Annotated in this window: 19 protein-coding genes, 7 tRNA genes and 3 pseudogenes; 9 read left to right on the forward strand and 20 right to left on the reverse strand. The window is 71.9% G+C overall.

The window, feature by feature from the left end:
- Positions 1–26: 26 nt before the first annotated feature.
- The 3 genes from thrS to ACFYTE_RS09165 all read right to left on the reverse strand — a co-directional run bounded on the left by thrS (position 27) and on the right by ACFYTE_RS09165 (position 3,932).
- Positions 27–2,003: a threonine--tRNA ligase gene (gene thrS / locus ACFYTE_RS09155; protein WP_388707007.1), complete on the reverse strand. Its 1,977-nt coding sequence runs from the start codon at positions 2,001–2,003 to the stop codon at positions 27–29.
- Between the two features lie 121 nt (positions 2,004–2,124).
- Positions 2,125–3,363 carry a hypothetical protein gene (locus ACFYTE_RS09160; protein WP_388707010.1) on the reverse strand — a complete coding sequence of 413 codons (1,239 nt, stop codon included), beginning with the start codon at positions 3,361–3,363 and terminating at the stop codon, positions 2,125–2,127.
- Positions 3,360–3,932, reverse strand: coding sequence for a DUF4365 domain-containing protein (locus tag ACFYTE_RS09165; RefSeq protein WP_388707012.1), 573 nt, complete (start codon positions 3,930–3,932; stop codon positions 3,360–3,362). Before ACFYTE_RS09165 ends, ACFYTE_RS09160 begins: the two co-directional genes overlap by 4 nt.
- Positions 3,933–4,100: 168 nt before the next feature.
- Here ACFYTE_RS09165 and ACFYTE_RS09170 point away from each other — a divergent pair, with 168 nt between their 5' ends.
- Positions 4,101–4,826 (forward strand): 3'-5' exonuclease, encoded by a 726-nt coding sequence (locus ACFYTE_RS09170; RefSeq protein ID WP_388707015.1) that lies wholly within the window; start codon positions 4,101–4,103, stop codon positions 4,824–4,826.
- 57 nt (positions 4,827–4,883) lie between these two features.
- On the opposite strand, the gene ACFYTE_RS09175 is transcribed toward ACFYTE_RS09170, so the two are convergent.
- From ACFYTE_RS09175 to ACFYTE_RS09210, 8 genes and pseudogenes are all read right to left on the reverse strand, one after another.
- Positions 4,884–4,955: transfer RNA gene (locus ACFYTE_RS09175), tRNA-Val, on the reverse strand.
- 39 nt (positions 4,956–4,994) lie between these two features.
- Positions 4,995–5,441: an SRPBCC family protein gene (locus ACFYTE_RS09180; RefSeq protein WP_388707017.1), complete on the reverse strand. Its 447-nt coding sequence runs from the start codon at positions 5,439–5,441 to the stop codon at positions 4,995–4,997.
- Between the two features lie 271 nt (positions 5,442–5,712).
- Positions 5,713–5,826 (reverse strand): annotated as a pseudogene (locus ACFYTE_RS09185) (hypothetical protein); the annotation flags it as partial.
- A 55-nt stretch (positions 5,827–5,881) separates the two neighbouring features.
- On the reverse strand, positions 5,882–6,757 hold the full coding sequence (locus tag ACFYTE_RS09190; protein WP_388707582.1) for a carbohydrate ABC transporter permease: 876 nt from the start codon (positions 6,755–6,757) through the stop codon (positions 5,882–5,884).
- 400 nt (positions 6,758–7,157) lie between these two features.
- Positions 7,158–7,265: pseudogene (locus ACFYTE_RS09195) on the reverse strand (ABC transporter permease); the annotation flags it as partial.
- A gap of 1 nt (position 7,266) precedes the next feature.
- Positions 7,267–7,866: pseudogene (locus ACFYTE_RS09200) on the reverse strand (ABC transporter substrate-binding protein); the annotation flags it as partial.
- A gap of 261 nt (positions 7,867–8,127) precedes the next feature.
- Positions 8,128–8,199 (reverse strand) — tRNA-Val (locus tag ACFYTE_RS09205).
- Positions 8,200–8,290: 91 nt separating this feature from the next.
- Positions 8,291–8,755 (reverse strand): TIGR02611 family protein, encoded by a 465-nt coding sequence (locus ACFYTE_RS09210; RefSeq protein WP_388707020.1) that lies wholly within the window; start codon positions 8,753–8,755, stop codon positions 8,291–8,293.
- A 191-nt stretch (positions 8,756–8,946) separates the two neighbouring features.
- Between ACFYTE_RS09210 and ACFYTE_RS09215 the strand changes: the two genes are divergently transcribed.
- Positions 8,947–9,360: an SsgA family sporulation/cell division regulator gene (locus ACFYTE_RS09215; protein ID WP_004002642.1), complete on the forward strand. Its 414-nt coding sequence runs from the start codon at positions 8,947–8,949 to the stop codon at positions 9,358–9,360.
- A 258-nt stretch (positions 9,361–9,618) separates the two neighbouring features.
- A complete protein-coding gene (locus tag ACFYTE_RS09220) occupies positions 9,619–10,179 on the forward strand; it encodes a CGNR zinc finger domain-containing protein (RefSeq protein WP_388707023.1) in 561 nt (186 codons plus the stop codon).
- A gap of 311 nt (positions 10,180–10,490) precedes the next feature.
- Here the strand turns inward: ACFYTE_RS09220 and ACFYTE_RS09225 are convergent, their stop codons facing one another.
- Positions 10,491–10,643, reverse strand: coding sequence for a hypothetical protein (locus ACFYTE_RS09225; RefSeq protein ID WP_167345734.1), 153 nt, complete (start codon positions 10,641–10,643; stop codon positions 10,491–10,493).
- 178 nt (positions 10,644–10,821) lie between these two features.
- Positions 10,822–11,262 carry a hypothetical protein gene (locus tag ACFYTE_RS09230; RefSeq protein WP_388707025.1) on the reverse strand — a complete coding sequence of 147 codons (441 nt, stop codon included), beginning with the start codon at positions 11,260–11,262 and terminating at the stop codon, positions 10,822–10,824.
- A gap of 201 nt (positions 11,263–11,463) precedes the next feature.
- Between ACFYTE_RS09230 and ACFYTE_RS09235 the strand changes: the two genes are divergently transcribed.
- Positions 11,464–11,991 carry a DsbA family protein gene (locus ACFYTE_RS09235; RefSeq protein ID WP_388707028.1) on the forward strand — a complete coding sequence of 176 codons (528 nt, stop codon included), beginning with the start codon at positions 11,464–11,466 and terminating at the stop codon, positions 11,989–11,991.
- 70 nt (positions 11,992–12,061) lie between these two features.
- Here the strand turns inward: ACFYTE_RS09235 and ACFYTE_RS09240 are convergent, their stop codons facing one another.
- From ACFYTE_RS09240 to ACFYTE_RS09250, 3 genes are read right to left on the reverse strand one after another with little or no spacing between them, the layout of a single operon-like run.
- A complete protein-coding gene (locus tag ACFYTE_RS09240; protein WP_388707030.1) occupies positions 12,062–12,886 on the reverse strand; it encodes a GNAT family N-acetyltransferase in 825 nt (274 codons plus the stop codon).
- 51 nt (positions 12,887–12,937) lie between these two features.
- Entirely contained in the window at positions 12,938–13,759 is an 822-nt protein-coding gene (locus ACFYTE_RS09245) for an aminotransferase class IV (RefSeq protein ID WP_388707032.1), read from the reverse strand.
- A 1-nt stretch (position 13,760) separates the two neighbouring features.
- The gene (locus ACFYTE_RS09250; RefSeq protein ID WP_388707035.1) at positions 13,761–14,810 is read right to left on the reverse strand and encodes a chorismate-binding protein; all 1,050 of its coding nucleotides are present in this window, start codon (positions 14,808–14,810) and stop codon (positions 13,761–13,763) included.
- Positions 14,811–14,987: 177 nt separating this feature from the next.
- Here ACFYTE_RS09250 and ACFYTE_RS09255 point away from each other — a divergent pair.
- From ACFYTE_RS09255 to ACFYTE_RS09275, 5 genes are all read left to right on the forward strand, one after another.
- Positions 14,988–15,060, forward strand: a tRNA-Gly gene (locus ACFYTE_RS09255).
- 38 nt (positions 15,061–15,098) lie between these two features.
- Positions 15,099–15,172, forward strand: a tRNA-Cys gene (locus ACFYTE_RS09260).
- 1 nt (position 15,173) lies between these two features.
- Positions 15,174–15,245: transfer RNA gene (locus ACFYTE_RS09265), tRNA-Val, on the forward strand.
- 20 nt (positions 15,246–15,265) lie between these two features.
- A tRNA-Val gene (locus ACFYTE_RS09270) sits at positions 15,266–15,337 on the forward strand.
- A gap of 34 nt (positions 15,338–15,371) precedes the next feature.
- A tRNA-Val gene (locus ACFYTE_RS09275) sits at positions 15,372–15,443 on the forward strand.
- A gap of 50 nt (positions 15,444–15,493) precedes the next feature.
- Here ACFYTE_RS09275 and ACFYTE_RS09280 read toward each other — a convergent pair.
- The 4 genes from ACFYTE_RS09280 to ACFYTE_RS09295 form a co-directional block, all read right to left on the reverse strand.
- The gene (locus ACFYTE_RS09280) at positions 15,494–15,775 is read right to left on the reverse strand and encodes a zf-TFIIB domain-containing protein (protein ID WP_351732164.1); all 282 of its coding nucleotides are present in this window, start codon (positions 15,773–15,775) and stop codon (positions 15,494–15,496) included.
- A gap of 80 nt (positions 15,776–15,855) precedes the next feature.
- A complete protein-coding gene (locus ACFYTE_RS09285) occupies positions 15,856–16,830 on the reverse strand; it encodes a phosphotransferase family protein (protein WP_388707039.1) in 975 nt (324 codons plus the stop codon).
- A gap of 454 nt (positions 16,831–17,284) precedes the next feature.
- On the reverse strand, positions 17,285–17,482 hold the full coding sequence (locus tag ACFYTE_RS09290) for a hypothetical protein (protein ID WP_388707042.1): 198 nt from the start codon (positions 17,480–17,482) through the stop codon (positions 17,285–17,287).
- 197 nt (positions 17,483–17,679) lie between these two features.
- Complete coding sequence (locus ACFYTE_RS09295; RefSeq protein ID WP_388707045.1) at positions 17,680–17,955, reverse strand: hypothetical protein; 276 nt, start codon at positions 17,953–17,955, stop codon at positions 17,680–17,682.
- Between the last annotated feature and the right edge of the window lie 166 nt (positions 17,956–18,121).

The following is an 18,121-nucleotide window of genomic DNA, read 5'->3' on the forward strand; positions in this document are numbered from 1 at the left end:
GTTCGGGGGCCGTCGCGCGGGTCCGCTCAGACCTGTGCCCGCTCCTCCACGACCTTCACGATCTTGGCGATGGCCTCGTCGATCGGGATGCCGTTCTCCTGCGAGCCGTCGCGGTAGCGGAAGGACACCGAGCCGTTCGACATGTCCTCGTCGCCCGCGATGATCATGAACGGTACCTTCTGCTTCTGCGCCGTCCGGATCTTCTTCTGCATCCGGTCCGAGGACGAGTCCACGTCGACGCGCAGCCCCTTCTTGCGGGCCGCTGCGGCGAACTTCTCCAGGTACTCGACGTGCGCGTCGCCGATCGGGATGCCCACCGCCTGCACCGGCGCCAGCCAGGCCGGGAAGGCGCCCGCGTAGTGTTCGAGGAGCACCGCGAAGAAGCGCTCGATGGAACCGAACAGGGCGCGGTGGATCATGACCGGGCGCTGCTTGGAGCCGTCGGGGCCGGTGTACTCCAGATCGAAGCGCTCCGGCAGGTTGAAGTCGAGCTGGATCGTCGACATCTGCCAGGTGCGGCCGATGGCGTCGCGTGTCTGCACGGAGATCTTCGGGCCGTAGAAGGCGGCGCCGCCCGGGTCCGGCACGAGCGGCAGGCCCTGCTTCTCGGCGACCTGGCGCAGCGTCTCGGTGGCCTCCTCCCAGACGTCGTCGGAGCCGACGAACTTCTCCGGGTCCTTGGTGGACAGCTCCAGGTAGAAGTCGCTCAGGCCGTAGTCGCGCAGCAGGCCGAGGACGAAGGTGAGCGTCTTGTCCAGTTCCTCGGACATCTGCTCGCGGGTGCAGTAGATGTGCGCGTCGTCCTGGGTGAAGCCGCGGGCCCGGGTCAGGCCGTGCACGACGCCCGACTTCTCGTAGCGGTACACGGTCCCGAACTCGAAGAGCCGCAGCGGCAGTTCGCGGTAGGAACGGCCGCGCGCGTCGAAGATCAGGTTGTGCATCGGGCAGTTCATGGGCTTGAGGTAGTAGTCCACGCCCTCGTCGAGCTGCATGGGCGGGTACATGCCCTCGGCGTACCAGTCCAGATGGCCCGAGGTCTCGAAGAGCTTCCCCTTGGTCGCGTGCGGGGTGTAGACGAACTCGTAGCCCTCTTCCTCGTGGCGGCGCCGCGAGTAGTCCTCCATCACGCGGCGGACGATGCCGCCCTTCGGGTGGAAGACGGCGAGGCCGGAGCCGATCTGCTCCGGGATGGAGAACAGGTCGAGTTCGCTGCCCAGCTTGCGGTGGTCGCGCTTCTCGGCCTCGGCGAGGAAGTCGAGGTACGCCTTCAGTTCGTCCTTGGACGGCCAGGCGGTGCCGTAGATGCGCTGGAGCATGGGGTTCTTCTCGCTGCCGCGCCAGTAGGCGGCCGCGTTGCGCATCAGCTTGAACGCCGGGATGGCGCGGGTGGAGGGCAGGTGGGGGCCGCGGCAGAGGTCCTTCCAGCACAGCTCGCCGGTCTTGGCGTCCAGGTTGTCGTAGATCGTCAGCTCGCCGGCGCCGACCTCGACGTCCGCGCCGTCGTCGGCGGACGCCGCCCCCTTGATGCCGATCAGCTCCAGCTTGTACGGCTCGTCGGCCAGTTCCTCACGGGCGGCCTCGTCGGTCACGACACGGCGGGAGAACCGCTGCCCCCGCTTCTGGATCTCCTGCATCTTCTTCTCGACGGCCTTGAGATCCTCCGGAGTGAACGGCTTCTCGACGTCGAAGTCATAGTAGAAGCCGTCCTTGACGGGCGGGCCGATGCCCAGCTTGGCCTCCGGGAACAGCTCCTGCACGGCCTGCGCCATGACGTGCGCGGTGGAGTGGCGCAGGATGTTCAGACCGTCCTCGGAGGAGATCTCGACGCCCTCGACGGTCTCGCCGTCCTTGACCTCGTAGGCGAGGTCCTTCAGCTCTCCGGCCACCCGGGCGGCGATGATCGAGCGCTCGCCGGCGAAGATCTCGGCGGCCGTAGTGCCCGTCGTCACCGTGCGCTCTTCCCGCTCGGAATCGCGTTGGATGATCACACGGACGTCTGACACCGGTCTCTCCTGACTGCTGGTGGATGCGGGCGCCGTACCAGGAGCGCGCGCAATAGGGGATCGTACCGACCCGGGCCCGCCCACGGCGAAACGGTGGCCCTGTGTGAGGGGCCGCCCCCGGTCAGTCGCAGTCGTCGCCGCTGCACGCCTCCTCGAAGAAGTCGAGATCCTCCTGAAGGGACTTCATCAGACGGTCCCGCTCGGCCTCGTCCACCTGCACCGGTACCACCCCGAGCGCGCCGGACAGCCGGCGGAACCCGCCCCGGCTCTCCAGCCGGCCGTGCACCCGCACCGGCAGCCCGACGAGGTGCGCGTGCCCGGCGATGCGGTAGTCCTCCTCGTCCAGGGTGACCCGGACGTGCGGCACCTCGGCACCCGATATCACCCGCAGTCGTACGGTGCCGGCGCCGCGCGGGCCGGAGCGCCGCAGGCGGACCACGGTGCCGGTGACCCGGACCGGAACGGAGGGCTCGTCGCGCAGATAGCGCTTGCCGGCCTCGCGCAGCACGGGCAGGTCGCCGGGCGAGAACTCGACGGGCTCGGCGGCGCTCGCGCAGTCCTCGGGTGCCTGGGCGGCGGGCGCCCATTCGACGGCGATCCGGGCGCCCTCGGTGCCGCGGACGAGGGCCACCAGCGCCTCGGTCAGCTCGCGGCTGACGCCGGCCTCGACGGCCGCGTCGAAGGCGTCCATGCCGCCGGTGGCCCGCTGGTAGTCGATTGCCTCACGGGCGGCGTACAGGGCCTGGTGCAGGCGTACGCACAGGGGGCGTCCGGTGCCCACCGGGACGAAGGCGGTGAGGTGGCCGCCGGCCGCCGGTCCGACCAGGACGTCCGCCAGTGCCGCGGCGGCCGACCGGCGGTGCCGGGCGCCGTAGTAGCCCGCGCGCCCGCGGCCGGCGAGCGCGCCCGCGAGCAGCATCTGCCGGGCGGCGGTGCGCAGTTGTTCCTCGGCCGTCCAGGGCGTGGCACCCGCCGGGCCGCCCGGCACGTCCCGCCACCAGTGGATCTCGTCGCTGGGCATGGCGAGCCCGACGAGCACCTCGCGCGCGGAGGGCGTACCGCTGCGGGAGAGCGCGACAAGCGCCTCGCCGAGCAGGTCCTCGCTGTCGGGGAAGGCCCGGCTCTCGGGCACCAGCAGGCTGGTCCCGCCGCCGCCCGGTCCCGGTGGGGTCCAGCGGCCGTACCGTCCGGCGGCCCCGCCGCGGCGCTGCCAGCCGTGCCGGTGCAGCAGGGCGCTGAGCACCGCGGGGTCGACGGTGGCGGGGTCGGGCCCGGCGGGCTCGGGCCGGTGGATCCCGCGGGCGTCGACCGGGTGCGGCCTGACCTCCCGCAGCGGCTCGTCGGCCGGACGGTGCCTCATGGTCTGCCTCCCGTCCCGACCCGCGTCATGATCTCGCACAGCGCCCGGTCGTCGAAGATGCGCGTGGTGGGGATGCGCACGGTGGTCCGGTGCCGGCCGGTGACCGGGTGGCCCGCCAGGTTCACCCAGTAGCAGCAGTGCCGCAGGTCGAGCCGGTCGTGGCTGGCGCGCAGCCAGTCCTCCTGGGAGCGCGGGACGAGCATCACGACCAGGATCTTGTGCACCGAGACGGGGGTTCGGGCGAGCTTGCGCAGGTGGTCGTTGTCGAGGGTGAAGGAGAAGAACCGGCCCGGCGGGTTGGGCGCGATCTGGTAGGTGCACTTGAGCTGCACCTTGATGGTCACCTCGTCGTCGACGGTGTGTCCGGGCGCGCTGTGACTGACGTGCCAGTCGATGCCGTTGTCCGGGAACGGCTGGGACAGCGAGCAGCCCGCCGCGGCGGCGACCGCGTGCAGATAGCCGACCTGCAGTGTCTCCATGCAGGCGGTGGTGGCGAGTGTGCCGCGATGGGGGCCCGTACGTTCGCGTTCGGGCAGCAGCCCGCCCCGCTCGGGCTGCGCTATCGCCATGACCAACAGCCTTCCAAGCCAAGTGTTTTCCCGCAACGAGCCGCTGAACTGCAAAGACCCGTACTCCTGTTGTGTCCTTGCGGCGTAGTGCGCAAACGGCCCGGGTATCACCAAACAGGCAGAAGACGGGTCGTCATCTGCCGTGGGTGAACGAGGAGTTGTGTGGGCATGACGTGCTGGTACGAGGGACCCCTGGCCGCCTTCGACACGGAGACCACGGGCGTGGATGTCGAGACCGACCGGATCGTGTCGGCCTCCGTCCTCGTCCAGGACGCGCCGGGCACCCGGCCCCGGGTGACCCGCTGGCTGGTGAACCCGGGCGTGCCGGTGCCGCGGGCAGCGACGGCGGTGCACGGGCTGACGGAGGAACACCTGCAGCGCAACGGCCGCTGGCCGGCGCCGGTGATGTTCGAGATAGCCGAGGAGTTGGCGGGGCACGCGGCGCTGGGCCGGCCCCTGGTGGTGATGAACGCGCCGTTCGATCTGACGTTGCTGGACCGGGAGTTGCGCCGCCATCGGGCGTCGTCGCTGGACCGCTGGTTCGAGTCGGCGCCGCTGCTGGTCCTGGATCCGCGGGTGCTGGACAAGCATCTGGACCGCTATCGCAAGGGCCGCCGGACGCTGACCGATCTGTGTGCGCACTACGGTGTGGCGCTGAAGGGCGCGCACGACGCCGCCGCGGACGCGCTGGCCGCGCTGGGCGTCGTACGGGCGCTCGGACGGCGCTTCGCGACCCGGCTGGAACGCCTGTCCCCGGCCGAGTTGCACACGCTGCAGACGAGCTGGCACGCGGCGCAGGCCCGAGGTCTTCAGGCATGGTTCGCGCGCAGCGGCTCGGGCGAGGCGGTGAGCACGGACTGGCCGCTGCGTCCGGAACTGCCGAGGGCCGCCTGAAGCACGACGACGGCGACGGGGCCCGCATCGGATGCGGGCCCCGTCGCCGTCGGGCTGTGGGCGATACTGGGTTCGAACCAGTGACCTCTTCGGTGTGAACGAAGCGCTCTCCCACTGAGCTAATCGCCCGGGAACGCACTGAACAATACAGGCCCCGGCGGGATTCGTTCAAACCGCTCGGAGGTGCCCGAGCAGGCCGCGCCGGCCGGCCCGCATCATCAGCCGGTGGTTGACACGGAAGAAGGGCCGTCCGGGGACGGCCAGTCGCCGCAGCAGCGGCTTGGTGACGACGACGGCCTGGTCGTAGCGGACGAGGGTGCCGGCGCCGCGGGCGGTGACGGTCCAGCGGGCCCAGCCCTCGATGTCCCCGGTCAGGGCGACCTCCAGCACGCCGGCGGCGGGGTCCCGCCGTGCCGCGCGCGCGGTGAACGTCATCTCGTAGGGCAGGACGGAGCGGATGGTGATGACGCCGGTGGTGTCGTCGAGCCGGCTCACCGTGCGCACCTGGGGCCACCAGCGCGGATACTCCTCGGCCCGCTCCAGCGCCTCGAAGACGGCGGCGGGCGGCGCGGGCAGGGGCCACCGGCTGCGGAAGCGGTAGTGGGTCCAGTCCATGGGCGGAGTCTGCCCGTGGGAGTCATCTGAGTACGCGTACTCATGCCGGACGGGGTGAGGTGGGCCACACTCCTCGGTACGAGCGCCGCCGCCCGTGCGACGGCGCTCCCCCTCGTCCGCTGCGCGGGCATCCCGTCGCCCAGCAGCGCCGGGTTCCCGATCAAGGGTGGCCGGTCCGGTCAGCCGCTCCGTCTTCCACGGCGCGGACTCGGTGTAGCCCTCGGAGGCGTAGCAGGACTGCACGGCGCGGGCACGGCGGTGCCGTCCGGGGCGCGAACGTCTGGTCCTCCCGGTACGCGCCCATCGGCCAGGGCACGCCGACGGTGGAGCCGGGAGCGGCGCCGAGGCCGCCGTCCTCCAGCCAGTCCAGGGGCACCGGGTCCGATCAGAGGCATGACAGACAGGGGCGCACTGCCGGCGGCGCCGGGTGGTACCGCCGGTCAGCGGCGGCGGTAGCGCTCCTCCACGGCGACGGCCGCCGCGGCGACCGCCCCGAGCACGGGGACCGCGAGCGGCGCGATGAGCAGGGCGCAGCAGCCGACGAGCACCGCTCCGCCGACCAGCAGGAAGGAGCCGGCCGGGTCGAGGACGGTGCGCCGGGCGGCGCCGGCGAGCAGCGTGCGCCAGCTCTCGCCGGGCGCCCAGAGCGCCGCCGCGCGCAGCCCGGCCACGGCGAGGCCGATCAGCGCGAAGAGACCGACGGCGCCGACGAGCAGCCCGCCGGGCAGCCCGGCCCGCACGGTCTGGACGTCCACCCAGGCCAGCGCCGCCGCGACCCACCCGGCGACCCCGACGGCCCAGCCGCCGCCGAGGGCCGCCCGGAAGTCGGCCACGAACTCCCGCAGGCCGCCGCGCCGGTGCGCGGTACGGCGGCGCAGATGGGAAGTCGCCATCCCATCGATCAAGTACCGCTGGAAGGCGAGGAAGAACAGCAGCACGGGCAGCAGCGCGACCAGCGACATGGCGATCATGCCGCCGTAGTCGGCGGCGACGCCGTCGGAGTCGCGGAACATCATCAGGCCGAGCGAGACGGTGTACTTGCCGGGCTCGTTGAGGTAGATCAGCGGTCCCATGAAGTCGTTCCAGGCGTTGATGAAGGTGAAGATCGCGCTGGTGATGAGTGCCGGGCGGCACAGCGGCAGCACGATCGACCAGTAGATCCGCAGGTGCCCGCAGCCGTCCAGGCGGGCCGCCTCGTCCAGTTCGCGGGGCAGGTTGCGCATGAACTGCACCATCAGGAAGACGAAGAACGCCTCGGTGGCGAGGTACTTGCCGATCAGCAGCGCGTGGTACGGCAGCAGGAGGGTGCCGATCATCAGGGAGAACAACAGGTTGCGCCCGGCGAACCGGATGCGCGCGAGCGCGTACGCGGTCAGCGAGCAGGAGATCAGCACGCCGGCGAAGGAACCGAGCGCGTAGTAGAGGGAGTCTGGAAGAACGTCCAGATCGGGATGTCCGCCGCGATGCCGTCCGCGAGGCCCTTGAAGTTGGACAGGATCGGGTCGGCCGGGAGCAGCGTGAGGCTGTTGATGATGTCCTTGCTCGGCTTGAACGAGGCGCCGATGACCCAGACGACCGGATAGAGGATGACCGCGAGGATCACCAGGGCGCCGAGATGCCAGGCGAGGGAACCGGCGCGCCCCGGGTGCGCCGCCCACGGCCTGCCGGCGGCCTGAGGCGTCCCCTGATCGAGCGGAGCCGGGAGACGGGGAGAGGTCATCGGGCCGCCTCCTCGTAGTGCACCCACTTCTTCTGCGACCAGAACATCGCGGAGGCGAAGCCCATCTGGGCGTTCTTGGACCCCTGTTGGTACAGATAGCAGGTGCCGGAGGTAGAGGTCGTACAAGTACATGATGGTGAAGTAGCCGGTGTCACCGGGGGTCTTCGTCCTGTCGTGAATGGTCTTCAGGGCCTTGAAGTACTCGACCCAGGTCCAGCCCGGCCGCGCTTCCACCCCGGCCTTCTCGAAGACCTTCTTGTCGACGACGAGGGACATGGTGTTGGAGCCGACGGGCACACCGAGCTGTTTCCCGTCCACCTCGCCCACTTTCGTGACGCCGGCGCGGAAGTGATCCAGGCTCAGATTCCCTGACTGCGCCTGTGACTTGAGGTCGAGGAGAACGCCTCTCTTGTCGTACTTCCGAAGGAATCCGACGGCATTCTGGAAAACGTCCGGTGGATTTCCGCCGGCGGCCTGCGTCTGGAACTTCTCCCAGAACTATTGATACGTCTGGAAGTCCGTCTTGACCTTGATCTTCGGATACTTCTTCTCGAAGAGTGCAATGGTCCGGTTGATCCTCTTGGCCCGTTCCTCGGCGCCCCACCACGAATAACGGATCGTCACCGTGCCGTTCCCGGAGCCGCCGCCGCCCCCGCACCCGGTCGTCGCGGCCGGCCCCAGCGGCAATGACTCGGACAGGAATATCTCAGGGCCCCGCCCGGCACCCCGGGGGCACGTCCGCGGGCCGATGCCGCACCACCTGGACGAGGCCGCAGGTCGCGCACGTGCGGCCCACGGGCCGAACACAACGGCCTGGACGATCTTCGGCCGGAGGCGGCCGGGCAGCGCCCCGCGGGCCGCGCCGCATGTCCGTCGGCCGGCCGCCACCGGGGCGTGCGGGGGACGGATGTGGGCGGAGACGACGACGGCCCGCCTGCACTGTCGCAGACGGGCCGCCGACCCGGGTGGGCGATACTGGGTTCGAACCAGTGACCTCTTCGGTGTGAACGAAGCGCTCTCCCACTGAGCTAATCGCCCCGGGCGCAGGAAGAAGATTACCCCATGTCAGGGAATGCCTCGGACCGCGGCGCAGCGGCGCCGGGAGCCGGGGCGGCACCCGCCCGCCGGATCACTGGTCCTTGATCTTCCAGGGCATCACGATGCCGAACTTCCAGACGTAGATCGCGAGCAGCACCGCCACGATCACCAGGCCGATCACCGTCAACGTGATGTTGCGGCGGCGCACCTTGGGATCGAGCGCCCGCTGGGCCGCCTCGGTCACTTTCCGTTTGGTCCAGCGGAGCACGAGCTGGGCCCAGACGAACTCGGTCGCCCAGATCGCCATGCCACCGAAGATCACCACCCAGCCGGGTCCGGGCAGCGGCAGCATGATGATGCCGGCCACCACCACCGCGAGGCCGACGACGAAGACGCCGACCTGCCAGCTCACGTGCAGGACGCGACGTGCCTTGATGAACTCCGGCGCCCGCGACCCAAGGCCCCGCTCCTGCGGCGCGCCCGCCATCTCGGACTCCGTCTCGGCCGGGCCGGAGACCGTGGCGGCCTCGCCCGACCTGTCACTCCCCGTACTCATACGACCAAACCCTACCCGAGTGAAACCGGTCACCGGAATGGCGGTGACCCTCGCTCGCGTTCTCGGCCGGAAGAGGTACCTAAAGACACGCAAAACACTCAGAGGGGTTTACAACGGCACCGTAGGTGGCATGTCGATTTCGCCGACGTGCGAATCCCCGAGCGCACACTGAGCGAAAGGCCCTGGCGCTTATGAACACCACGGTCAGCTGCGAGCTGCACCTGCGCCTCGTTGTGTCGAGCGAGTCCTCCCTGCCTGTCCCCGCAGGCCTGCGGTACGACACGGCCGACCCCTACGCCGTGCACGCCACCTTCCACACCGGAGCCGAGGAGACCGTCGAGTGGGTGTTCGCCCGCGACCTCCTCGCCGAGGGCCTGCACCGGCCCACCGGCACCGGCGACGTCCGCGTCTGGCCCTCCCGCAGTCACGGCCAGGGCGTCGTCTGCATCGCCCTCAGCTCCCCGGAGGGGGAGGCGCTGCTGGAGGCCCCCGCGCGGGCCCTGGAATCCTTCCTGAAGCGAACCGACGCCGCCGTGCCGCCCGGCACGGAACACCGGCACTTCGATCTGGATCAGGAGCTCTCGCACATCCTGGCGGAGAGCTAGGCCGCCCTCGAAGCAGCCCGGCGCCGTCCACTCGGGGAGACGGCTCGGGCCAAGACAACCGCATACGGCGTGGCCGAAGCCGCCGCCGCGAGCCGTCGCGGCGGCGGCTTCGGTGTGCCCGGACCGGTCCGGCGGCGCTCCGGGCCGAGGGCCCGCGGGAACCGCGATGCGCAGGGAGCCGTTCTTCCGGCTACCGGCCAACTACCATCGGCCAGCATCGGCGGGCACCCGCCCGACCCTCACGCCAGGGAGCGAAACGTGCTGATCACCCATGACACCCGGTGCGCGCTCGACACGGTGGTGGATCTGGTGAACACCGTGCCGGAGGACGACGCGGCGCCGGACGGGCTGCCGGACGTTGCGACGCTCCATGATTTCGTACGAAAACACGAAATCAGCGATGTCGGGGTGCTCTCCGAGTTCGACCTGTCGGCGGTGCGCAAGGTCCGCGGGCGGTTCGCGGGGATCTTCGCGGCCCCGGACGCCCGGGCCGCCGCAGGGATGATCAACGAGCTGGTCGCGGCGGCGGGGACCACCCCGCGGCTCACGGACCACGACGGCTACGACTGGCATGTGCACTACTTCGCGCCGGGCGCCTCCGTGGCGGACCATCTCGCCGCCGACTGCGGGATGGCGCTCGCGTTCTTCGTGGTCGCCGGAGAGCAGGAGCGGCTGCGGCGCTGCGAGGCGCCCGACTGCCGACGGGCCTTCGTCGACCTGTCCCGCAACCGCTCGCGCCGCTACTGCGACAGCCGTACCTGCGGAAACCGGCTGCATGTGGCCGCGTACCGGGCCCGCCGCAAGGAGGCGACGGGCTGACCGCGCCCGGCGGATTCCCGTTCCGGCCACCCGACGGGATCCCGTCCTGGCCGTCCGCCCGTGCTCCGGGTTCCCGGCGCCGCCGGCCCGGCAGCGTTCCGGGGGCCGGTCACCGCGGGTTTGTGCGTGTGAGTCGTCGAGGCCGGTCGCCGCGGGGGTTCGAGGCCGGACCGCCGGGGCCTGCTCGATGCCGGTCGTCGCGGGTTCCGGTGCCGGGGTGGCGTCCCGGTGCGTTTCCGCGCTGGGGCGCGGGCCGGTCGGCGACGCCGACGCCCGTCCCGGCGGGTGGCGCCGGGACCGGCGTGTACGACTCACAGCAACAGCAGATCGTGCAGCGCAGCCATGAGGAGCAGACACCCGATCACCGCCAGGAAGATCATCAGCGGTGGCTGGGAAAGGGCGAAAAGGCACCCGCGCGGCTCGTCCTTCGGCGGCGCGGCCTCGCTCTGTGTCGTGTCCAGCATCTCGGGGTGATCATGGCCCAGGTGACGGACCGTTCGCGATCAACACGCCCGGATCATGCGGGAGTTCGCCGAATTCCGTGATGTCCGGTTCGGAACCGCTCGGCTCATGATCACTTCCGGGCGCGGTCCCGACGGACTGTGTCGTTTCAGTGCCGGGGCCGCTGCCGGCTGCCGGGGCTCAAATGCCGTGCTTCTTCAGGATGGCCTCTATGTCGCTGAAGTCGTCCGAGGAGTCGGCGGCGCGAGGCGTCGCGGGCCGGGTCGCGGGGCGGGCCGCCGGGCCCAGTGAGGGCGCCGAGGCGGCAGGGGCCACCGCGTCGGGCTGCGATCCACGGGCGGCCTTGCGCTGCGCGCGGGTACCGCCGCGGCGGCGCTCGACCGCGCGCGTGGTCGCGAACAGGGCCCACGCGGCGCCCAGCACGCCGAAGCCCGCCCACGCGGAGGGGCTGAACGCCGTGTCGGCCAGCCAGCCGACGACCCCCGTCATCACCAGGCCCACGGGGACGAGCGAGTAGGCCGCGATACGGGCGGCGGCGAGGAAGCGCTTGCGGTACGCGGTGACCACCGCGATGCCCAGGCCGGCCGCGGACACGGCGGAACAGACGGTCTCGGCAATCATCCGGTCCTCCTGGCGGGCTCGGGCGGGCGGACCGAAGCACGGGTGCGCTTCGTCCCTTCCATCCTGCACCGTCCCCTCCCCGCGATGCCATGGCCGGGCCCGAGATCAGGGACATCTCCGGGTCGTCTCCTTCGCAGGTGCCGGTCGGCCGCGTACGGCACCGATTCGGTCGTCTGGGCCGCGCCTGGAAGACTGGCGTCCATGAGCGACTCCTCCCCCGCGCCCAGCGACGCCCCCGTGCCCGTGCTCGACGTCTGGTGCGAACTCCAGTGCCCGGACTGCCGCACCGCCCTGGACGACATCCGCGCGCTGCGCGCCCGCTACGGCGAGCGGCTGGAGCTGCGGCTGCGGCACTTCCCGCTGGACAAGCACCGGCACGCCTTCGCCGCCGCGCAGGCCGCCGAGGAGGCGTTCGCCCAGGGACGGGGCTGGGGGTACGTCGAGGCGGTCCTCGGCCGCGTCGCGGAACTGGACCGCGAGGGAGAGCCGCTTCTGGTCCATGTCGCCCGTGAACTCGGCCTGGACGCCGAGGAGTTCGACACCGCGCTGATCGACGGACGGCACATCCTCGTCGTCGACGCCGACCAGGCCGAGGGCAAGGCGATCGGCGTGACCGGCACCCCGACGTACGTCATCGGCGGCGAGCGCCTGGACGGCGGCAAGAGCCAGGAGGGCCTGCGCGAGCGGATCGAGGAGATCGCCGACCGGCTGCTGTCCGCGCGCCCCTGACGGCGCCCGGCGCCGTCGGAGCGTGCCCGATACCCCGGAGGCCGCCGGTCGCCGAGCGCGTCCTCGTGTCTCAGAGCAGGTTCTTGTACAGCGAGTACTCCACCGTCTCGTACCCCAGCGACTCGTACAGCCGCTCGGCCGGTGTGTTGCCCGCGAAGACGTTGAGGGCGAGGACGCGCTGTCCTGCGGCCACCGACTGGGCCTCGGCCAGCAGCATCAGGGCGCGGCCGTGGCCACGGCCGCGGAAGCGCTCGTCGGCCTCCACGTCGAAGACGAACGCCCGGTCACCGGCGACCGACAGCCACAGCGTGCCGACCCCGGTGCCCTCGTGCTCCAGGACGCTGAGCAGGGTGTCCGCGGTGGCCGGGCCGTCCGGCAGGGCCCGCGCGTGGTCCCGTTCCGCCTTGGCCCGTGCCGCGGCCGCGGACACCCCGCGGTCGATCCAGCTCCGCGTGTAGTCCTTGATCGCCTTCTCGATCCAGGGCCCGAACTCGGCCTCGGTCATGGGCCTGCCCCGGCTGCCCGCCGGCAACTCGGGCGGCGCGTCGCCGAGCCGCTTGCACATCCGGCGGTTGCGCTGGACGTAGCCGAGCGCCGTGGCCAGCCGCACCGCGGCCCCGGCCGCCGCGGGCACCGTGATCTCGACGCGCTCGCAGCCCCAGCCGCGCGCGACCTCCTCGGCGGCGAGCACGGCCACCGTGCCGCGGCCACGGCCGCGGTCCGGCTCGTCGATGCGCAACTCGTCGAGCCGGGCCACCGTGGGCCCGAACAGCTCGTGCGTGGCGAGGTGCACGCCGCCGACGGGGCGGCCGTTCACACATACCTGGAAGTGCCGGGACAGCGCCCCGTCAGCGGCCTGCTGGAGCGGCCCGGTCGGCCGCAGGGTCGTGGTCATCACGGATTTTCTACCCCCTGCGGCGCCACGCGTCAGCCCCTTTTGGCGCCGCTAGGGGTCGAGGTCGTCCGCGGACCGCTCCGCGAAGATCCGCATGGCCTTCGCGGTCACCGGTCCCGGCGCGCCGGGCAGGTCACGGCCGTCCACCCGGTGCACCGCCTGGACGTCGCGCAGGGTGGAGGTGAGAAAGACCTCCTCGGCGCGTTCCAGCACGTCCAGCGGCAGGTCGGTCTCCTTCGCGCCGGTCCACTCGACGGTCAGCGCGCGGGTGATGCCGGCCAGGCAGCCGGAGGCCGGCGGCGGGGTGTGCAGCTCGCCGTCCACGACGACGAAGACGTTGGAGCCCGTCCCCTCGCAGAGCTGCCCGACCGTGTTGGCGAACAGCGCCTCGGACGCGCCCTGTCGGACGGCGCGGGCGAGGGCGACGACGTTCTCCCCGTACGAGGTGGTCTTCAGGCCGGTGAGGGCGCCGCGCTCGTTGCGGGTCCAGGGGACGGTGACGACGGCGGTGGTGTCGGGGCGGCGGGTGGTCGCGCCCAGTGCGACCACCAGGGTCGGGCCCTTTCCCCCGCGGTCGGAGCCGAGCGGGCCCTCGCCCGCGGTGTAGGTGATGCGCAGCCGGCCCAGCGGCACCGGGTCGGCCTCCAGGACGGCCGCGCAGGCGCGGCGGACCTCGCCCGGGTCGGGCTCGGGCAGGCCGAGGCCGCGCGCGGAGCGGGCCAGCCGGTCCAGGTGCCGGGTGAGCGCGAACGGCCTGCCACGCACCGCCTTCACCGTCTCGAAGACGCCGTCGCCCACGGTCAGTCCGTGGTCCAGCACGGAGACCCGGGCGGACTCGATGTCCCGCAGGCCGCCGTCGAGCCAGATCTTCACGTCAGGGTTCCTCCCCGCTCGGGTCGTATGCACCCGACGCTATCGCGAGCAGCCGGGACGCCTTCAGTTCGGTCTCCCGCCATTCCGCCTCCGGTTCTGAGCCCCAGGTGATGCCGGCGCCGGTGCCGAAGCGCAGTGTCGCGCCGGGCGCGCCGGACCGGTCGAGCCAGAAGGTGCGGATGCCCACGGCCAGCTCGCCGGTGCCCCGGTCCGCGTCCACCCAGCCGATGCCGCCGCAGTACGGCCCGCGGGGCGCCGTCTCCAGCGCCTCGATGATCCGCAGCGCGCTCGACTTGGGCGCGCCGGTCACCGAGCCCGGCGGGAACGCGGCGGCCAGCAGCTGCGGCCAGCCGGCCCCGGTGCGCAGCCGACCGCGGACCGTGGACCCCAGGTGGACGAGGCCGGGGTGCTTCTCCACGGCGCACAGATCGGGCACGGTCACGCTGCCGGTGGCGCAGACCCGGCCGATGTCGTTGCGGACCAGGTCCACGATCATCACGTTCTCGGCGTAGTCCTTCTCCAGGAGGTCCGCCTCGGTGCGCCCGGTGCCCTTGATCGGCCCGGACTCGACCGTCGCGCCGTCGCGGCGCAGAAACAGCTCGGGCGAGGCGGTGGCGATCTCCACCCCGTGGCCGGGCAGCCGGATGGTCCCGGCGTACGGCGCCGGGTTGCCGCGGGCGAGCAGCGCGGTCAGGGCGTCGACGTCGGCGTCGGGGGCGACGGGCGCGGACAGCACCCGGCACAGGTTGGCCTGGTAGACCTCGCCGGCCGCGATGTGCTCACGGATCCGGCCCACGGCCGCCGTGTACGCGGAGTGGTCCAGGGACGATGTCCACTCCTGGGACGCCGGTCCCCGCCACCGCCCCGCCACGGGGGCCGGTACCGGCTCCGTCCGGACGTCCGCGAAGCGGGCACAGGTCAGCCGGCCCTCGAAGTCGGCCGAGACCGCCCAGAAGCCCGTGGAGTCCAGGGCCGCGGGGTCGTCGGTGACGTCGGTGAGACCGGTGGCGAGACGGTCGCCGAAGCGGGCGAGAGGGGGCAGGCGGGGCACGTGGTCGAGTCTAGGGCGGGTGTCCCGGGGGTGACCCGGGTATGTCCCGCGGGTGCCGTGACCATGTCGTTCGGTGAGCGCAGGGCAGCACGCTGCGCAAACGCGTTTTTGTGCTGGCTCGGGAATCCGCTAGAGTTCAACTCGTCGCCGGGACGCTGACGCCGACCGAAACGACAAGCGGACGTAGCTCAGTTGGTAGAGCGCAACCTTGCCAAGGTTGAGGTCGCGAGTTCGAGCCTCGTCGTCCGCTCGAAGGAACCGGGGGTCGGCCCGATCCCCTACACTCCTGGTGGAGTGGCCGAGAGGCGAGGCAACGGCCTGCAAAGCCGTCTACACGGGTTCAAATCCCGTCTCCACCTCCAAGGACGATTAGCTCAGCGGGAGAGCGCTTCCCTGACACGGAAGAGGTCACTGGTTCAATCCCAGTATCGTCCACTGGATCCGCGAGGATCCCCGCGCGATTAGCTCAGCGGGAGAGCGCTTCCCTGACACGGAAGAGGTCACTGGTTCAATCCCAGTATCGCGCACGCACAGTCGGTGATCGCGAGGTCACAGTCCCGAGGACGATTAGCTCAGCGGGAGAGCGCTTCCCTGACACGGAAGAGGTCACTGGTTCAATCCCAGTATCGTCCACACGCCGAAGCCCCCGGCCGTCTCGTACGGCCGGGGGCTTCTTCATGGGCTCAGCTGGAGAACAGCATGTGGCCGAAGCTCTTGTGACGCTGGTGGCCGTAATGGCCGTGACCGCCGTGCGGGGCGCCCCATGCGGGAGCGGACGGGGCCGGGTACGCCTGCGGGGCGGGCGGGGGCGGCGGGGCCGGCTGGGACCACTGGGACTCCAGGCGGGTCAGCGCCTCCAGTTCTCCGTAGTCGAGGAAGATGCCGCGGCAGCCGCTGCACTGCTCGATCTGAACGCCGTTGCGGTTGTAGGTGTGCATCGGCGCATGGCACTTCGGACACTGCATGGTCGGCTCAACTCCTCGCCGGTCGGTCCTGCTTCGCGGTTCGCCAGGACAGACTCCGCCACGCCCCGGCCGGTTGCAGCCTACGTCGGGAATTCCGGCGCCAACTCGGCGGGTGCGCGGTCCATTCGGGCACAGGCGTCGACGAGGGCCGCCGCCACCTCGTCCAGTGGGCGGTCCGCCGCCAGCGCCTTGGCGACGGCCACGGCGGCGGTCTGCGCGGTGAGGGCGCGGGCCGGGACGTCCAGGGCGGGCCAGGGATCGCCGTGGACGGGGACGGCGGGGCCGCCGGCGGCGCGGTAGGCGGTCAGGAAGCGGGTCCACTCGTCGGGCGGGAGGAGCCCGCAGGCGTACCAGGCGGCGGGGCGCGCCAGGTCCCAGGCCGGTACGCCCACGCCCAGGTCGTCGACGTCGATGAGCCGCCAGGGACCGTCAGGGGCGGGGTGCCGCACCAACTGGCCGAGGTGTACGTCGCCGTGGCAGAGGGCGGCGGGGCCGGGCATGGGGGCCGCCGCGCGCGCCCAGGCCGGGAGGGCTTTCCACGCGCGCAGGACCGGCGGTGCCGCCGGGGTGCCGGCCGTGGCGAGCGCGGCGCCTAGGCGGGTGATCGCGCGGGCGGCCTTGAGCGGGCCGCGCATGGGCGGTGGCGCGGGGGCCGCGCGCAGGGTCGCCGTCACGGGGCCGGTCGCGGGGGTGCGGTGGAGCCGGGCGAGGAGGGTGCCGGCCGCCTCCCACGGCGCCGCGTCGGGGGTGTGCGGGTCGACCGGTGTGCCGTACGGCCAGAGCGTCGCAAGGCGGTCACCGAGGGTGACCGGTGCCGTGCCGAGCGGTGGTACGAAGACGTCCGGCAGGCGGGCGGCGGTGGCGAGACGGGCGTCAAGTCCGGCGCGGTCGGTGTCGGGGGCGTGGGCCTTCGCGACGACGTCCGCGTGCCGTACGACGGTGGCGTCGGGGCGGTCGGCGAGGGTGACGGCCGCTCCGCAGGCGCACGGCGTCCCGTCCGGGTGGGCCGCCCCCCTGGCCTTCGCGGCCAACCGCGGCAGGACGGATACGGTCACGAAGATTCCTCAGGGCCGACGGCTGCTGCCGTGAGCCTACGCGGTGGCCTCGGGCGCGGCGGCCGTACGCAGAAGCCGAAGGCCGACGCCGGCGACGCGGGCACGGCCGGAAAGCCCGCCGACGGGCGCCGGATCGCGGTCGGCCCGGAACGCGGTGGCGGGGTGCGCAGGTGCCGGGGGGTCTCGGGCTTCGATGCGGGCTTCGATGCGGCGGCGTCGCGAAGGACCGTGGAAGCGTCGCGGGGCACGGGCCGTTGAGGGAAGGGGTCTTCCGCGGGCGGGGACGTAGCAGCCGTCCGGGTTCGCCGGTCGGCGGGGGCGTGCGGGCAGAGCAATGCCGGCGCAGCTCCCCAGCTGCGCCGGCATTTGTGCCGTCCGCCGCACCCCCGTCCCCACGGGGTTTCATGGGTGGATGTCCCCGCCCGGACCGCTCTTCCGGGCCTGGGGTCGCCGGTCAGCGCCCCAGCATCACGCCCACGGACGACGCCTGTGTGGCCACCGTCTCCCAGCCGTCGAAGACGACGAGGAGCAGGGCCGCCAGGGGAAGGGCCATCAGCGTCGCCACCAGCGGGTGGCGACGGCCCTGACGGCGGGCACGGAACGCGGTGCGTCCCTGTGTGCGGAGCAGCGTCCGCGGTGCCGTGTAGGCCATGGTCCCTCTCCTGACCGTCTTGGTTGTCCTTGGCAGCGGCGGGCGTCTGACCTCGGGGGACGAGTGCTGCACCCGCCGCTTGACCTCAAATCTAGGGCGGCGGGGCACGCGGGACGTCATGCCGTCGTATCGATTCGCGGGCCTACGGGAGGATGAGCCATCACCCGCTGCGTACTCCCCTGGGTGGAGACGTGGTCCTACGTCTCGGGGTCTTCCCGGAGGGGGCGTCCAAAGTGGTCGCTCTTTTCCGAGTTGTCCTCGCGGGGCACCGGCTGCTCGACCAGGGCGAGGACCCGGTTCGCCATGAAACGTGCGGTGCGCACGACCTTGCCGCTTCTGGTGACTTCGCTCACTTCCACCACCCCACGGTGCACCGCGGTCTCCGCTCGGCGGCCCGCCCTGCTCGCCACCACCTCGTAGGTTCGCGTCGTGTCCCCGGCGTCCACGACTGTCTCCACGCGGTCACCCTTCACCGGTCCAATCCCCCTTGTGTGACGGTCGGTTGGAGTCACAGCCCGGTCAAGGGCTCCGCGCCGGCAAAATCCCTGATCACTCTTCAAGTCCCCCACCGGGCACCGATAATCCGTCGGGCCGAGAGGGCGCGGCCTCTGCGCGTGGGCGGCCGGGGAAACGTAAGCT

This window comes from Streptomyces sp. NPDC004629 (genome assembly GCF_042873595.1).
Classification (GTDB): Bacteria; Actinomycetota; Actinomycetes; order Streptomycetales; family Streptomycetaceae; genus Streptomyces.

Coding starts and splice junctions, on each gene's coding strand:
- ACFYTE_RS09165 (WP_388707012.1), bottom strand. CDS start 3,932: ATGGCGATAGCGCAGCCCGAGCGGGGCGGGCTGCTGCCCGAACGCGAA.
- ACFYTE_RS09160 (WP_388707010.1), bottom strand. CDS start 3,363: ATGAGGCACCGTCCGGCCGACGAGCCGCTGCGGGAGGTCAGGCCGCAC.
- ACFYTE_RS09230 (WP_388707025.1), bottom strand. CDS start 11,262: ATGATTGCCGAGACCGTCTGTTCCGCCGTGTCCGCGGCCGGCCTGGGC.
- ACFYTE_RS09280 (WP_351732164.1), bottom strand. CDS start 15,775: ATGCAGTGTCCGAAGTGCCATGCGCCGATGCACACCTACAACCGCAAC.
- ACFYTE_RS09180 (WP_388707017.1), bottom strand. CDS start 5,441: ATGGACTGGACCCACTACCGCTTCCGCAGCCGGTGGCCCCTGCCCGCG.
- ACFYTE_RS09235 (WP_388707028.1), top strand. CDS start 11,464: ATGAGCGACTCCTCCCCCGCGCCCAGCGACGCCCCCGTGCCCGTGCTC.
- ACFYTE_RS09210 (WP_388707020.1), bottom strand. CDS start 8,755: ATGAGTACGGGGAGTGACAGGTCGGGCGAGGCCGCCACGGTCTCCGGC.
- ACFYTE_RS09190 (WP_388707582.1), bottom strand. CDS start 6,757: ATGATCGGCACCCTCCTGCTGCCGTACCACGCGCTGCTGATCGGCAAG.
- ACFYTE_RS09170 (WP_388707015.1), top strand. CDS start 4,101: ATGACGTGCTGGTACGAGGGACCCCTGGCCGCCTTCGACACGGAGACC.
- ACFYTE_RS09290 (WP_388707042.1), bottom strand. CDS start 17,482: ATGGCCTACACGGCACCGCGGACGCTGCTCCGCACACAGGGACGCACC.
- ACFYTE_RS09215 (WP_004002642.1), top strand. CDS start 8,947: ATGAACACCACGGTCAGCTGCGAGCTGCACCTGCGCCTCGTTGTGTCG.
- ACFYTE_RS09240 (WP_388707030.1), bottom strand. CDS start 12,886: ATGACCACGACCCTGCGGCCGACCGGGCCGCTCCAGCAGGCCGCTGAC.
- ACFYTE_RS09225 (WP_167345734.1), bottom strand. CDS start 10,643: ATGCTGGACACGACACAGAGCGAGGCCGCGCCGCCGAAGGACGAGCCG.